This is a genomic window from Gallaecimonas kandeliae (assembly GCF_030450055.1).
Lineage (GTDB): Bacteria > Pseudomonadota > Gammaproteobacteria > Enterobacterales > Gallaecimonadaceae > Gallaecimonas > Gallaecimonas kandeliae.
In genome coordinates this window covers 2,447,187-2,460,934 of the sequence record NZ_CP118480.1, presented here as the reverse complement: position 1 = coordinate 2,460,934, position 13,748 = coordinate 2,447,187, and the positions used below count along the sequence as shown (strand labels likewise).

Sequence of the window (13,748 nt, the reverse complement as noted above, 5' to 3'; positions counted from 1 at the left end):
TTGAAGATGCCATTCTTATGACGATCTCCTGAAATTTGGGGACTTGCCCATTCTTTTGAAAGAGACAGAAAAACGTCAAGAAAGATGCTGGCCAAACAATTTTATAAATTAAATTCAACATCACCATTAGCCATATCTCCGCACACCTGTCAGCGATGTCCCCGGTCTATACAGTGGCAAAAAAAGCCCCTGCAGGGGCTTTCGTTATTGGGGCAGGGGAGGGCGGGTCGGCTTGACCCGCTCGTCCAGGTAGCAGCCCAGCACCTTGGTGAAGCGAGTCATGGCGGCCAGTTGCTGCCTGGCCTGCTGCCAGGCCTCGCTCTGGTCGTTGATGGCCAGATCCACGTAGAAGAGCTCTTCCCAGGGGTTGCCCGGCATGGGCCTGGATTCGAGCTTGGCGATGTTGATGCCGTTCTGGCGCAGCACCTGCAAGGCGTCCACCAGGGCGCCCGGGGTGTTGTGGGTGGCCATGATCAGGCTGGTCTTGGCCGGCAACTGGGCCGGTACAGTCCGGGCGTCGCGGCTGACCAGGATGAAGCGGGTCTGGTTCTGGTCCTGGTTGGCCAGCTGGTGCGCCAGGGCCACCAGGCCGTAGAGGGCGCCGCCGCTTTCCGGGCCTATGGCGGCCAGGGGCTCGTCGCTTGCCGCCACCAGGGCCATGGCATGGGCCGAGGAGGCGCAGGCCTGCTGGTGCACCTCCAGCTTGCCGAGATAATGGGAGCACTGGGTCAGGGCCTGGGGATGGCCGTGGACCGCCTTGATTTGTTCCAGCGCCAGACCGGGTTTGACCAGCAGGTGGTGGTCCACCGGCAGGTAGGTCTCGCCGACGATATGCAGGTGGGTGTGGCGCAGCAGGTCGTAGACCTCGTTGATGGAGCCCGAGGAGCTGTTCTCGATGGGCAAGATGCCGAGGGGGGCGCGGCCTTCTTCCACGGCTTTCACTATGTCGGCAAAGGACTCACAGGACAGGCCCTGGAAGGGGCGCTGGCGGCGGCTGGCGTAGCCCTGGGCGGCCAGGTGCGAATAGGTGCCGGGCTGGCCCAGATGGGCGATGAGCAGGGCGCCTTGCTCCTGGCCCTGTTGCATCCAAGCCTGCTGCAGCAGTACCGAGTCTTCGATGATGATCTGGTAGAGCCGGGTCAGGTAGGCCGGATCCAGTCCCAGGGCCTTGCCCTGGTCCATCAGCCTGAGCAGCAAACTGGCTTCCCGCTCCTGGTCCCTGACGGCCCCCTGGCGCTCGGCCTTGGTCTTGGCCACTTCCAAGGCGATTTGGCGCCGCCTGGCCAGGCAGCCGAGCAGGTCCTGGTCGAGTTTTTCGATGTCCTGCCTTAACTGATTAAGATCCATTTTGCCTCCAAAACGAAAAAGGCCTCCCTGGGTGGGAGGCCTTCGGACTTGACTGAATTCGATTCAAGCAGCGCCGTCGCCTCCCTTGCGGGCAGCGAAGAACACGAAAAAGAACAGGGCGGCGGTGTTGGTCATGGTGCAAACCCAGGATGCTTGATGACCCCAGCATGCCGGGCCCCTGGCGGCATGGCAAGCTTTTTAAACCTGCCTGTGGCTGCAGGTGCTGCAACGCTGCTCGGCAGGGTCGGCCACCAGCCGCTCCACCTCTATCTCGCCGTCGCAGTCTGAGCAGATCCCAAACAGCCCCAGGTCGAGCTGGCACAGGGCCGCCTCTACTTGGCCAAGGCGCTGGCAGAGGCCGTAAAGCTGGCGGTCCGGCAACAGGGCCAGGCTGGCGCCTATGCCGTCCAATCCCTGGCTGTCGAGGGCGTCCAGCAGGTTCCTGGAGGCCCCCATCTCGATCAGGCGCACCTTGATCTTCTGCTGGAGCTGCTCTTGTTCCTTAACCAGTGCCAATTGGAAATCAGGCATGGATGCATCCCCTCGTTTTTGGAGCACCCAGTCTAGGGCCTGGCTGGGGCGGCTTTGCTGACCTGCATCAAGGTCCGATGCAATCGAGCATCTGGTCCTTGTCTTTGAGGGTGCGGACGCTATCGAAAAGGGCCTGGGCCTCGGGGTATTGCAGGCGCAGGAACTGCAGCCACTGCTTGAGGCGGTTGGGATAGTACTGGCCCTTGTCGCCTTGGATCTCGAAGCGCGAATAACGCTTGAGCAGCTCCCTGACCTGAGACCAGGGCTGTTTGGCCGTCAGGCCCTTGATGCTGGCGGCAAGGCTGGGGCAGGCCAGGGCGCCTCGGCCCAGCATCAGATCCACGCAACCGGATTCTGCCTGGCAGCGCCTGGCATCCTCCGGCGTCCAGATCTCGCCGTTGGCGATGATGGGCAGGGACACCACGTCCTTGATGCGGGCTATCTGGTCCCAGTAGGCCGGGGGGCGGTAGCCGTCTCTTTTGGTGCGGGCATGGATACAGAGCTCGCTGGCGCCGGCGTTTTGCACGGCGCGGGCGTTGTCCAGCATCAGGCAAGCATCGTCGTAGCCGAGGCGGATCTTGGCGGTGACGGGGAAGGCGGCCGGTACCGCTTTGCGCACCTCGGAGATGATGGCATAGAGGGTCTCCGGCTCCTTGAGCAGCACAGAACCGCCCTTGTTGCGGTTCACCGTCTTGGCCGGGCAGCCGAAGTTGAGGTCCACGCCGGGGGAGCCCAGCTCCACGGCCCGCACGGCGTTCTCGGCCAGCCATTGGGGAGACTGGCCCAGCAGCTGGATGCGCACCGGCACACCGCTGGCAGTGCGGGCGCCGTTGTGGAGTTCAGGGCAAACCTTGTAGAAGCTCCGGGCCGGATGCAGTTGCTCCACCACCCGCAGGAATTCGGTGACGCAGAGATCGAAGCCGCCTTCTGCCGTCAGCAGCTCACGCATCAGGTGGTCGACCACCCCTTCCATCGGCGCCAGCAATACGCGCATCACCCGAACCTCGAGACAAAACCGGGCGGCAAGTGTACGGTATTTGATGGCGAATGAAAGAGATAAGGGATGGGTCGGGTCTGTTGCTGTGACCTGACATGACAAACTGGCAACCGGCCATCCATGTCGCAACCTCAGTCAAGTACGAAAAGGAATATCACATGAAAGCACGTAACACTGTCGCGGCGGCGCTGGGCGCTCTGGTCGTTGGCTCACTGGCCACGGCCTCCGAGGCCCAGGCTTCCCCCTTTGCCATGCTGGATCTGGCAAAGGGCTACCAGGTTTCCAGCCTGGAGGCCAAGTGTGGTGAGGCAAAGTGCGGCGGCAGCGCGGCCGAAGAAGGCAAGGCCCAGGCCAGCAAGGCCAAAGAAGGCCAGTGCGGCGGCGACAAGGCCAAGATGAAGGCCGACGACAAAGCCCAAATGAAGGCCGATGCCAAGGCCAAGAAGGAAGGCAACTGTGGCGGCGACAAGGGCAAGGCCATGAGCGATGCCAAGGCCAAAGAAGGCAACTGCGGCGAGGGCACCAAGGCCCACGAAGAAGGCCAGTGCGGCAGCGCCATCTGAGTCTGGCGGCGGGCCTCGGCCCGCCTTTTCTTTGGGGGCTGAGATGACTTTTTCCGTACAGGGGGCCGGCCTTGGGCTGCGCCGGGATTTCATGGGGGAGCTGGAAGGGCAGGCCTTGCCCGAGCCTCTTGCTTTCCTGGAGGTGGCCCCCGAAAACTGGATGCGCCTCGGTGGCCCCTTGGGCCGCCGTTTCCGGGCCCTGACCGAACAGCACACCGTCAACTGCCACGGCCTGTCGCTTTCCATCGGCGGCCCGGCCCCCTTGGACAGGGCTTTCCTCAAGGAACTCAAGGCGTTCCTGGATCTGCACCAGGTACGGCTCTACTCGGAACACCTCTCCTTTTGTTCCGGCAACGCCCATCTCTACGACTTGATGCCCATTCCCTTCACCGAAGAAGCGGTGCGCCATGTGGCCGCCCGGGTCAGGGAAGTGCAGCAGGTGCTGGAGCGGCCCCTGGCCTTGGAAAACGTCTCCTACTACGCCGCCCCCGGCCAGGAGATGGCGGAGAGCGACTTCATCAAGGCGGTGTTGGAAGAAGCGGACTGCCAGCTGCTGCTGGACGTCAACAACATCCACGTCAACGCCATCAACCACGGCTACGATGCCGAGGCTTTCCTCAAGGCGCTGCCCAGCCACCGCATCGCCTGCGGCCATATCGCCGGCCACCACCAGGAGGCGCCTGATCTTATCGTCGACACCCATGGCGCCGACGTCATAGCCCCTGTCTGGGAACTGCTGGAAAAGGCCTACCGATACCACGGCGTCTTTCCCACCCTGCTGGAAAGGGACTTCAACATCCCCTCCCTGGACAAGCTGCTGGCGGAGGTGGGTGAGATCCATGCCCGCCAGCAGCAGGCGCTAAGGCAGGTGGCCTGATGGACTTTCGCGCCTTGCAAGAGGCCTTGATGGCCCATATTCGCGACCCGCAACAACATCCTGCGCCGGCCGGTATTGAAGACCGGCGCCTGGCCATCTACCGGCGGCTCTTTTTCAACAACGTCGAAGGCTTTTTGGCCTCGGCCTTCCCGGTGCTCAAAAGCCTCTACCAGGGCCCCGACTGGCAGGCCCTGGCCCGGCGCTTCTATGCCGACCATGACTGCAAGAGCCCGCTTTTTTTGGACATCAGCGGCGCCTTCCTCGACTACCTGGACTCCCCGGCCTTCCAGTCCGGGGACTGCGATCCGCCCTTTATCCGCGAGCTTGCCCATTACGAGTGGTTGGAGTTGGAAGTGGGCCGCGCCGAGGAAGAAGGGGAGCCGCTGGGGGAACTGCATGACGGGACGGCGCTGCGTTTTTCCGGCGCCGCCAGGCTGGCCGCCTACCCTTGGCCGGTGCACCAGATAAGCATTGATTTCAGGCCCACTGAGCCCCTGGAGAGCCCCCTCTTCCTGCTGGTCTACCGGGACTGGCGGGACGGCATAGGTTTCACCGTCCTCAATGCCGCCACCGCCGCCCTGCTGGAGCTGGTGGTGCAGCGCCCCGGCATCCGCCTGGCGGAGCTCAAGGCCGCCCTGTCCGCCTGGCTGGGCATGAAGGAAGAGGAGCTTGCGCCTGGCCTGCAAGAAACCCTGGCCGACCTCGGCAGCAAGGCGGTATTGCGGAAAAATTGAACAAAAATTGATCTGCATCAATCCATTGGGTAGAATGCCGCCACCTATTCAGAGGAGTACCCCATGGCCGAACAGCATTTCAAAGAAGCTTTCAACATCAAGCACGCCATTGGCATCCTGGCCGTGCTTTGCCTGCCGACTCTGCCGGTGCTCCTGACCCTGGTTAAGCACTTCTCCTGACAGAGAGGCGCTGAACTAAGCCACGCCCAGGCGTGGCTTTTTTATGGATAAAAAATGGTACTGCGTTTTGTTTACCTGGCTGCCGGTTGGCTGGCCATCGCCCTTGGGATCCTCGGCATAGCACTGCCGCTGCTGCCTACCACCCCCTTCATCCTGCTGGCGGCCTGGTGCTTCGCCAAGGGCTCGCCCCGCTGCCACCGGTGGCTGCGCCAGAATCGCTGGTTCGGGCAGATGGTCAGGGATTGGGAAAACAGCCGCGGCCTGCGCCGCCGTTACCGCAACAGGGCCGTGGCCATGATGTTGGTGACCTTCAGCCTGTCCATGTGGCTGGTGCCGCGCTTGGGTTTGAAGCTGATGCTGCTGGCGATCATGGTGGCCGTGCTTGGCTACCTTTACCGCTTGCCGGTCGTGGAAGAAGACAGCCCCTGATTGCCAGGAGCGGCAAAAGACCTTACCCTTTGGCGCTTTGGCTTAGGCACTGTGTGAAAAATGAGCATGAACCAAGACAGCCTGGCGTTGATCAAAGCCGCCATCAAGTCCATCCCCGACTACCCCAAGCCGGGCATCCTCTTCCGTGACGTGACCAGCCTGATGCAGGACCCTCGCGCTTTTGCCGAGAGCATCACGGCGCTGGCCGAGCATTTCGAAGATCAGGGTTTCACCAAAGTGGTGGGCGCCGAGGCCCGCGGCTTCATCTTCGGCGCGCCCCTGGCCCTGGCCCTGGGCGTCGGTTTCGTGCCGGTGCGCAAGCCCGGCAAGCTGCCCCGCCAGACCCTGTCCCAGACCTACGAGCTGGAGTACGGCCAGGACATGCTGGAGATCCACACCGACGCCATAGTCCCAGGTGACAAGGTGTTGCTGGTGGACGACCTGCTGGCTACCGGCGGCACCATCGAAGCCACCGCCAAGCTGGTGCGGGAGCTGGGTGGCGACGCCAGCCAGGCCGCCTTCATCGTTTCCCTGCCGGAGCTGGGCGGTATCCAGCGCCTGGAAAAACAGGGCATCGCCATCTTCGACCTGGTGCAGTTCGAAGGGCATTGATGCCGGCCGCCGCCAAAGGGCGGCGGTCTGCCTGCTGGGCCTTTGCTGTGTTAGCATGATGGCCAGGACAGCTTGAGACGAAGACGGCATGGCATATCAGGTACTGGCGCGTAAGTGGCGGCCCCAGCAATTCTCGGCGCTGGTGGGCCAAGAACACGTGGTGAGGGCGCTCAACAATGCCCTGGCCCAGAACCGCCTGCACCACGCCTACCTCTTCACCGGCACCCGCGGTGTCGGTAAGACGACCCTGGCGCGGATCTTCGCCAAGAGCCTCAACTGCGAGACGGGCGTCACCCCCACCCCCTGCGGCCAATGCAGCACCTGCCTGGAGATAGAGCGCGGCAATTTCGTCGACCTCATCGAGGTGGATGCCGCCTCGCGCACCAAGGTGGAAGACACCCGCGAGATCCTCGACAACGTCCAGTACAGGCCCAGTCGCGGCCGCTACAAGGTGTACCTCATCGACGAAGTGCACATGCTGTCCCGGCATTCCTTCAACGCCCTGCTCAAGACCCTGGAAGAGCCGCCGGAGCACGTCAAGTTCCTGCTGGCCACGACGGATCCCCAGAAGCTGCCGGTCACCATCCTGTCCCGCTGCCTGCAGTTCAACCTCAAGAGCCTGAGCCCCGAGCTCATCAGCAACCACCTGAGCTATGTGCTGGGTGAAGAACAGCTGGGCTTCGAGGCGCCAGCCCTCAAACTGCTGGCCAAGGCCGCCAACGGCTCCATGCGTGACGCCTTGAGCCTCACCGACCAGGCCATAGCCCACGGTAACGGCCAGGTGCTGCTGGACAACGTCCAGTCCATGCTGGGCACCCTCGACAACCGCCACGCCGAGCACTTGCTGGCGGCCGTGGTGGCAGGGGAGGGGGCCACGCTGCTGGCCGCCATAGAGCAGGTGGCCATGATGTCGCCCGACTACCACGGGCTGCTGGGGGATCTGCTGACCTTGCTGCACCAGGCCGCCATAGCCCAGCAGTTGCCGGGCACCCAGGAAGAGGCGGCCGAGCAACTGGCCACCGCCCTGAGCCCCCAGCAATTGCAGCTCTTCTACCAGATGGTGCTGCACGGCCGCCGCGACCTGCCGTTCTGCCCCGATCCGCGCATGGCCCTGGAAATGACGTTGCTGCGGATGCTGGCCTTCGATATCGACAACCAGGCCCAGCCGGTGCCGGCTCCCAGGGCCAAGGCGCCGCTGCCCAGGCTGCAGGCAATGCCTGCAGCGCAGCAAGCAGAATTAAAACCTGTCGTGGTCGAACCGGTAGCCCCTGTGATGGCGACCCCAGCCCAGGCGCCGGCACCGGAAATCGAACCGGCGCCATCGCCTGCGACGGCGCCACGGCCTGTCATGCAGGCACCGCCGGTAGTCCACGAGGACGATCTGGCCGCCCAGCAGGCCCATCTGATGGCCATGGCCGAGGCTCAGGGCTTCAGGCCCCAGGGTGAGGCGGTGAGTCCTTCGGCACCAGCCCCTCAACCGGCGCAACAGCCGGTGGTGGACGCCAAGGCCCCGGCGCCGGCCAACCCCACGGACCAGATGTTGGCGGCCCGCCAAGCCATCAAGGCCCGCCAGGAGGGCGACGGCACAAAAAAGCCTGAAGCCGCGCCGGTGCCCAAGCCGGTGGAGCGCCGCCCTGCCGCGCAGAGCGTGCCGGCCCCAGTAAAGAATGAACCCCAGCCAGCTCCCGCTTTGGTCGAGGCCGGCTGGGACGATGCGCCCCCTTGGCTCGATGACGAACCCCAGCCGATCAGCGAGGGCTTGGTGCCCCCCTGGTTGGAAGACGAACCCCAGGCCGCGACCCTGGCCGAGTTAGCCCCGGTACCGCAGCGTTTCGATGCTCCGGCCCCCGGCCAACCCCTGGCGGGCGGGCCCGCGGCAAACGGAGCTGCAGCCAGGCATGAAGAGGTAGCATCTGGCGCGCCGGCAGGCGCCTTGGGCGAGGACAGCGTCGGCGGCCCAGCGGGCACTCCTTCGGGGGACTCTTTGGGGAGCCCGAAGGGCGCCCCTTACCCCGGGGTGACCAAGGCCCTGGCGGAGGCCCGCGAAGATGACCGTTTCTGGTTCGAATGCTGCGAGCAGCTCCCCATAGGGGGCTTCGTGCGCCAGTTGGCGCTCAATTCGGTCTGGCAGCCGCAAGGCCAGGACTGGCTGTTGCTGCTGACCCCGGCCCAGAAGCACCTGGCGCGTAACCTGGAGGATCTCGCCGACGCCCTGGCCCAGGCCGGGCTCCATGAGGGCCAGCTCCAAGTACAGGTGGCCGAACACCCAGAAGGGCGGGAGAGCCCCCTTGCGCTCTCCAACCGTATTTTGGCAAGCTGCCAGGCCCATGCCGAGGCATCCCTGGCCCAAGATCCCAGGGTAGGCGAATTCATAACCCTGTTTGATGCAGAACTGGTGGCGGACAGCGTCCGCCCGATCATGTGAGGTAAGACGATGTTTGGTAAAGGCGGAATGGGCAACCTGATGAAGCAGGCCCAGCAGATGCAGGAGCGCATGCAAAAGGCCCAGGAAGAGATCGCCACCATGGAAGTCACTGGCGAAGCCGGTGCCGGCCTGGTCAAGGTCACCATGCTGGGCAACCACAATGTGCGCCGCATCGAGATCGATCCCAGCCTGATGGAAGACGACAAGGAGATGCTCGAAGATCTCATCGCCGCCGCCATCAACGACGCCGTGCGCCGGGTCGAGACCGAGTCCAAGGCCAAGATGGCGGGCGTCACCGGCGGCATGAAGCTGCCCGGCGGCATGCAGTTCCCCTTCTAAGCCATGGAGTTCAGCCCGCTCCTGCGTGAGCTTATCGAAGCCTTGCGTGTCCTGCCCGGGGTCGGCGGCAAGTCCGCCACCCGCATGGCCTTCCACCTGTTGGAGCGGGACAGGCAAGGAGGCCTGAAGCTGGCCGGCCGCCTGCAACAGGCCCTGGAAAAGATTGGCCACTGTGGCGACTGCCGGACCTTCACCGAGCAGGACAAGTGTGGCATCTGTGCCAACTCCAGGCGGCTCGAATCCGGCCAGCTGTGCGTGGTGGAGACTCCAGGCGACGTCATGGCCATAGAGCAGACCGGCCTCTTTGCCGGCCGCTACTTCGTGCTGATGGGCCACCTCTCGCCGCTGGACGGCATAGGCCCGGCCGAGCTGGAGCTGGACAAGCTGGACGCCCTGCTGGGCCGTGAGCAATGGCAGGAGCTCATCCTCGCCACCAACCCGACGGTGGAAGGGGACGCCACAGCCCATTATGTGGCCCAGATGGCCAGGCGCCACGGCGTCAAGGTCAGCCGCATCGCCCACGGGGTGCCCGTGGGGGGCGAACTGGAGTATGTGGACGGTACTACATTGTCCCATTCTTTCAGTGGGCGCCAGCCGCTCTGACCTAAAGTGAACACCAAGCCCTCCCTGGCGCCGGGCCCGGCCCGGCCGTCCAGGGCCGGGCGTTCACCTGCACAGGAGCCGTGCTCCTGCTTCGAGGTTCACCCTTTTTCATTTCCTGAGCCTTGAAATCCTTGAGGCCGTCCCCATCTTTCTGCCAGCCCGCAACACAAGAGGACTGTGGAAAGATGACCACCCAAACCCACGGCTTTCAAACCGAAGTGCAGCAGCTGCTGCAGCTGATGATCCACTCCCTGTATTCCAACAAGGACATCTTCCTTCGCGAACTGATCTCCAACGCCGCCGACGCCGCCGACAAGCTGCGCTTCAAGGCCCTGGAGCACGCCGAGCTTTACGAAGGGGATGGTGATCTCAAGGTGCGCGTGCGCGCCGACAAGGACAAAGGCACCCTCACCATCAGCGACAACGGCATCGGCATGACCGAAGCCGAGGTGGTGGAACACCTCGGCACCATCGCCAAGTCCGGCACCAAGGCCTTCTTCCAGAACCTGTCCGGCGACGCCGCCAAGGACAGCCAGCTGATCGGCCAGTTCGGGGTCGGCTTCTACTCCGCCTTCATGGTGGCGGACGAGGTGGAAGTGCACAGCCGTGCCGCCGGCCAGAAAGAGGCTGTGCTGTGGCGCTCCCGGGGCGAAGGCACCTTCGAGACAGGCCCCAGCGACAAGCAGGGCCGCGGCACCGACATCATCCTGCACCTCAAAGAGGAAGAAAAAGGCTTCCTGGACAGCTGGAAGCTGGAGCAGGTGATCCACACCTATTCCGACCACATCGGCGTGCCGGTGGAACTCTACAAGGACGCCAAGAAAGAGGGCGAGGAAGGGGCCTTCGAGGCCATCAACCAGGGCACGGCCCTGTGGATGAAGGCCAAGAGTGAGGTCAAGGACGAAGACTACATCAGCTTCTACCAGCACATTTCCCATGACTTCGGCGAGCCCCTGACCTGGAGCCACAACAAGGTCGAGGGCAAGCACGAATACACCTCCCTGCTCTACATCCCCAAGAACGCCCCCTGGGATCTCTACCAGCGCGAGCGCCAGCACGGCCTCAAGCTCTATGTGAAGCGCGTCTTCATCATGGACGACGCCGAAGTCTTCCTGCCCCAGTACCTGCGCTTCGTCAAAGGCCTGGTGGACTCGGCCGACCTGCCGCTGAACGTCAGCCGCGAGATCTTGCAGGACTCCAAGCTGACCCAGTCCATGAAGGGCGCCATCAGCAAGCGGGTGCTGGGCATGCTGGAAAAGCTGGCCAAGGACAAGCCCGAGGAGTACGCCGGCTTCTGGAAGAACTTCGGTACTGTGCTCAAGGAAGGCCCGGCCGAGGATTTCGCCAACCGCGAAGCCATCGCCGCCCTGCTGCGCTTCCACTCCACGCACCATGACGACACCGAGCACCTGGTGAGCCTGGACGACTACGTCGGCCGCATGAAGGAAGGCCAGGACAAGATCTACTTTGTTGTGGCCGACAGCTTCAACGCCGCCCGCTTCAGCCCGCACCTGGAGGTGCTGCGCAAGAAGGGCTATGAAGTGCTGCTGCTGTCCGAGCGCATCGACGACTGGATGATGAGCCACCTCACCGAGTACCAGGGCAAGCAGCTGGTGTCCGCCACCCGCGGCGAGCTGGATCTCGAGGTGAGCGAGGATGAGAAGGACGCCGAGAAGGCCCTGGAAGGGCTGCTGGCGAGGGTCAAGGACAGCCTCGGCGAGCAGGTGACAGAGGTGCGCTTCACCCACCGCCTGTCCGAGTCCCCGGCCTGCGTGGTGACCAGCGAGCACGGCATGTCCAGCCAGATGGCCAAGCTGCTGGCCTCGGTCGGCCAAAGCGCCCCCACCGTCAACTACGTCTTCGAACTCAACCCCGAGCACCCCGTGGTCAAGGCCCTGGAAAGCCGCGAAGGGGAAGCCTTCGACGACAGCGTCGGCCTCTTGTTCGACCAGGCCCTGCTGGCCGAGCGCGGCAGCCTGGAAGACCCCACCGGCTTCGTGAAGCGTCTCAACAAGTTGATGCTGGGCAGCCTCTGAAAAAGCCCGCATCCATGACATTTTGAGACAAACTAAGGGCGGCCTCGGCCGCCCTTAACCTTTTCTTAAAGGCCCTGGCTGTGTACCCTATGGCCTTTCACGCAACCCGCTGCGTTCGCTTTTCCATTCTATAGAGAGCTACAAATGCGCATTATCCTGCTTGGCGCCCCTGGCGCAGGGAAGGGCACTCAGGCCCAATTCCTGATGAAGAAGTTCGGCATACCGCAGATCTCCACCGGCGACATGCTGCGTGGCGCCATCGCCGCCGGCACGCCCCTGGGCCTGGAAGCGAAGAAGGTCATGGACGCCGGCCAACTGGTTTCCGACGACATCATCATCGGCCTGGTCAAAGAGCGTATCAATCAGGACGACTGCAAGAACGGCTTCCTGCTGGACGGTTTCCCCCGCACCATTCCCCAGGCTGACGCCATGAAGGACAACGGTGTGGCCATCGACGTGGTCATCGAGTTCGACGTGGCCGACGAGGTCATCGTCGAGCGCATGAGCGGCCGCCGCGTGCACCCCGCCTCCGGCCGTGTCTACCACGTCACCTACAACCCGCCCAAGGTGGAAGGTAAGGACGACGAGACAGGTGAGGATCTGGTGATCCGTGCCGACGACGAAGTCGAGACGGTGCGCAAGCGCCTGGCCGTCTACCACGAGCAGACAGAGCCGCTGATCGGTTACTACCAGACCGAGGCCAAGGCCGGTAACAACCGTTACCTCAAGATCGACGGCACCAAGCCGGTTGAGGAAGTGAGCCAGCTGCTGTCCGCAGAGCTCGCTTAAGAAAAAAGGCCCCGACAAGGGGCCTTTTTTTCGTATCCTTGTGGGCAATCAGTCACTTGGCCCCGTAGAAGGGGCATCAAGGTTTCGAGAGCCTCCTATGCGCTACCAGGGAAGTCCCCAGTTCCAGCACGGCCAGCCCCCCAAGATTGGGGTGCTGATCACCAACCTCGGCACCCCCGACGCCCCCACCCCCAAGGCGCTGCGCCGCTACCTCAAGGAATTCCTCTGGGATCCGCGGGTGGTGGAGATCCCAAGGCCTTTGTGGTGGCTTATCTTGAACGGCATCATCCTCAATACCAGACCCAAGAAGTCCGCCCACGCCTACCAGCAGGTCTGGACGGAGCGCGGCTCGCCGCTGCTTTATCACACCGAGGACCAGGCCAAGGGGCTGGCCGAACGGCTCAAGGCCCGCTTCGGCGACCAACTGGTGCTGGCCTTTGCCATGCGCTACGGCAACCCGGCCATCGATACCGCCATACAGCAGCTGCTGGACCAGGGCGTGGACAGGCTGCTGGTGCTGCCCCTCTATCCCCAGTACTGCGCCAGCACCAGCGCTTCCACCCTGGACAAGGTCAATACCGACCTCGTCCGGCGCCGCTGGCTGCCCTCCCTGCGCTTCGTGGCCAGCTACCACGACTTTGGCCCCTATATCGAGGCCCTGGCCCAGAGCATAGAGGCACACTGGACCCAGCACGGCCGGGCCGAGAAGCTGCTGCTGTCCTTCCACGGCATCCCCAAGCGCAACCTCAAGCTGGGCGACCCCTACTACTGCCATTGCCAGAAGACGGCCCGGCTGCTGCGCGAGCGCCTGGGGCTGGATGAGGCCGAGCTGCTGGTGACCTTCCAGTCCCGCTTCGGCAAGGCCGAGTGGCTAAAACCCTACACCGACGCCACCCTCAAGCAACTGGCCAAGGACGGGGTCAAGTCGGTGCAGCTGGCCTGCCCCGGTTTCTCGGCCGACTGCCTGGAGACCTTGGAGGAGATCGCCGTCGAGAACCGCGGCTATTTCCTGGCCGGGGGCGGCGAGCGCTTCGAATACATCCCCGCCCTCAACGCCAACCCGGCCCACCTGGACGCCCTGGATCAGCTGATCGTGCAGAACCTGGGGGGCTGGCTGGGCAGCGGCGAAGAGGACTTTAGCGCCAGCGCCGCCAGGGCCGTGGCGCTGGGCGCCAAGGCCTGATCTCAAGGCCCTGTTTTCCCTGATTTTTTGGAGGAGGGCAGGGCCAAATTTGGCCGGTGTGCCATGCCTTTTTGAAGGCAATCGTTTTCCTAAAATGAAGACG

General features: G+C 63.6%; 14 protein-coding genes. 11 read left to right on the top strand and 3 right to left on the bottom strand.

Annotated features, from left to right (window positions below; genetic code table 11):
- Positions 1-204 precede the first annotated feature (204 nt).
- From PVT67_RS12245 to PVT67_RS12235, 3 genes are all read right to left on the bottom strand, one after another.
- Positions 205-1,347 (bottom strand): chorismate mutase, encoded by a 1,143-nt coding sequence (locus tag PVT67_RS12245; protein ID WP_301493899.1) that lies wholly within the window; start codon positions 1,345-1,347, stop codon positions 205-207.
- 198 nt (positions 1,348-1,545) lie between these two features.
- Entirely contained in the window at positions 1,546-1,878 is a 333-nt protein-coding gene (locus tag PVT67_RS12240) for a TraR/DksA family transcriptional regulator (RefSeq protein WP_301493898.1), read from the bottom strand.
- Between the two features lie 67 nt (positions 1,879-1,945).
- A complete protein-coding gene (locus tag PVT67_RS12235) occupies positions 1,946-2,872 on the bottom strand; it encodes a tRNA-dihydrouridine synthase (protein WP_301499693.1) in 927 nt (308 codons plus the stop codon).
- A gap of 161 nt (positions 2,873-3,033) precedes the next feature.
- Between PVT67_RS12235 and PVT67_RS12230 the strand changes: the two genes are divergently transcribed.
- From PVT67_RS12230 to hemH, 11 genes are all read left to right on the top strand, one after another.
- Positions 3,034-3,438: a hypothetical protein gene (locus PVT67_RS12230; protein ID WP_301493897.1), complete on the top strand. Its 405-nt coding sequence runs from the start codon at positions 3,034-3,036 to the stop codon at positions 3,436-3,438.
- 43 nt (positions 3,439-3,481) lie between these two features.
- The gene (locus tag PVT67_RS12225) at positions 3,482-4,315 is read left to right on the top strand and encodes an HvfB family MNIO-type RiPP peptide maturase (protein ID WP_301493896.1); all 834 of its coding nucleotides are present in this window, start codon (positions 3,482-3,484) and stop codon (positions 4,313-4,315) included.
- Positions 4,315-5,049 carry an HvfC family RiPP maturation protein gene (locus tag PVT67_RS12220; RefSeq protein WP_301493895.1) on the top strand — a complete coding sequence of 245 codons (735 nt, stop codon included), beginning with the start codon at positions 4,315-4,317 and terminating at the stop codon, positions 5,047-5,049. Before PVT67_RS12225 ends, PVT67_RS12220 begins: the two co-directional genes overlap by 1 nt.
- A gap of 234 nt (positions 5,050-5,283) precedes the next feature.
- Positions 5,284-5,658: a YbaN family protein gene (locus PVT67_RS12215; RefSeq protein ID WP_301493894.1), complete on the top strand. Its 375-nt coding sequence runs from the start codon at positions 5,284-5,286 to the stop codon at positions 5,656-5,658.
- 60 nt (positions 5,659-5,718) lie between these two features.
- Positions 5,719-6,270: an adenine phosphoribosyltransferase gene (gene apt, locus PVT67_RS12210; RefSeq protein ID WP_419181013.1), complete on the top strand. Its 552-nt coding sequence runs from the start codon at positions 5,719-5,721 to the stop codon at positions 6,268-6,270.
- Between the two features lie 88 nt (positions 6,271-6,358).
- Entirely contained in the window at positions 6,359-8,695 is a 2,337-nt protein-coding gene (dnaX, locus tag PVT67_RS12205) for a DNA polymerase III subunit gamma/tau (protein WP_301493892.1), read from the top strand.
- Between the two features lie 9 nt (positions 8,696-8,704).
- Positions 8,705-9,034, top strand: a complete 330-nt coding sequence (locus PVT67_RS12200) for a YbaB/EbfC family nucleoid-associated protein (protein WP_301493891.1) — start codon at positions 8,705-8,707, stop codon at positions 9,032-9,034.
- Between the two features lie 3 nt (positions 9,035-9,037).
- Positions 9,038-9,637, top strand: coding sequence for a recombination mediator RecR (gene recR, locus PVT67_RS12195; protein WP_301493890.1), 600 nt, complete (start codon positions 9,038-9,040; stop codon positions 9,635-9,637).
- Between the two features lie 185 nt (positions 9,638-9,822).
- The gene (gene htpG / locus PVT67_RS12190; protein WP_301493889.1) at positions 9,823-11,673 is read left to right on the top strand and encodes a molecular chaperone HtpG; all 1,851 of its coding nucleotides are present in this window, start codon (positions 9,823-9,825) and stop codon (positions 11,671-11,673) included.
- A 144-nt stretch (positions 11,674-11,817) separates the two neighbouring features.
- On the top strand, positions 11,818-12,462 hold the full coding sequence (adk, locus tag PVT67_RS12185) for an adenylate kinase (protein WP_301493888.1): 645 nt from the start codon (positions 11,818-11,820) through the stop codon (positions 12,460-12,462).
- A 97-nt stretch (positions 12,463-12,559) separates the two neighbouring features.
- Positions 12,560-13,645, top strand: a complete 1,086-nt coding sequence (gene hemH / locus PVT67_RS12180) for a ferrochelatase (protein WP_301493887.1) — start codon at positions 12,560-12,562, stop codon at positions 13,643-13,645.
- Positions 13,646-13,748: the final 103 nt, after the last annotated feature.

Coding starts and splice junctions, on each gene's coding strand:
- PVT67_RS12235 (WP_301499693.1), bottom strand. CDS start 2,872: ATGCGCGTATTGCTGGCGCCGATGGAAGGGGTGGTCGACCACCTGATG.
- PVT67_RS12245 (WP_301493899.1), bottom strand. CDS start 1,347: ATGGATCTTAATCAGTTAAGGCAGGACATCGAAAAACTCGACCAGGAC.
- PVT67_RS12230 (WP_301493897.1), top strand. CDS start 3,034: ATGAAAGCACGTAACACTGTCGCGGCGGCGCTGGGCGCTCTGGTCGTT.
- PVT67_RS12225 (WP_301493896.1), top strand. CDS start 3,482: ATGACTTTTTCCGTACAGGGGGCCGGCCTTGGGCTGCGCCGGGATTTC.
- PVT67_RS12220 (WP_301493895.1), top strand. CDS start 4,315: ATGGACTTTCGCGCCTTGCAAGAGGCCTTGATGGCCCATATTCGCGAC.
- recR (WP_301493890.1), top strand. CDS start 9,038: ATGGAGTTCAGCCCGCTCCTGCGTGAGCTTATCGAAGCCTTGCGTGTC.
- htpG (WP_301493889.1), top strand. CDS start 9,823: ATGACCACCCAAACCCACGGCTTTCAAACCGAAGTGCAGCAGCTGCTG.
- PVT67_RS12240 (WP_301493898.1), bottom strand. CDS start 1,878: ATGCCTGATTTCCAATTGGCACTGGTTAAGGAACAAGAGCAGCTCCAG.
- dnaX (WP_301493892.1), top strand. CDS start 6,359: ATGGCATATCAGGTACTGGCGCGTAAGTGGCGGCCCCAGCAATTCTCG.
- PVT67_RS12215 (WP_301493894.1), top strand. CDS start 5,284: ATGGTACTGCGTTTTGTTTACCTGGCTGCCGGTTGGCTGGCCATCGCC.
- adk (WP_301493888.1), top strand. CDS start 11,818: ATGCGCATTATCCTGCTTGGCGCCCCTGGCGCAGGGAAGGGCACTCAG.
- PVT67_RS12200 (WP_301493891.1), top strand. CDS start 8,705: ATGTTTGGTAAAGGCGGAATGGGCAACCTGATGAAGCAGGCCCAGCAG.
- apt (WP_419181013.1), top strand. CDS start 5,719: ATGAGCATGAACCAAGACAGCCTGGCGTTGATCAAAGCCGCCATCAAG.
- hemH (WP_301493887.1), top strand. CDS start 12,560: ATGCGCTACCAGGGAAGTCCCCAGTTCCAGCACGGCCAGCCCCCCAAG.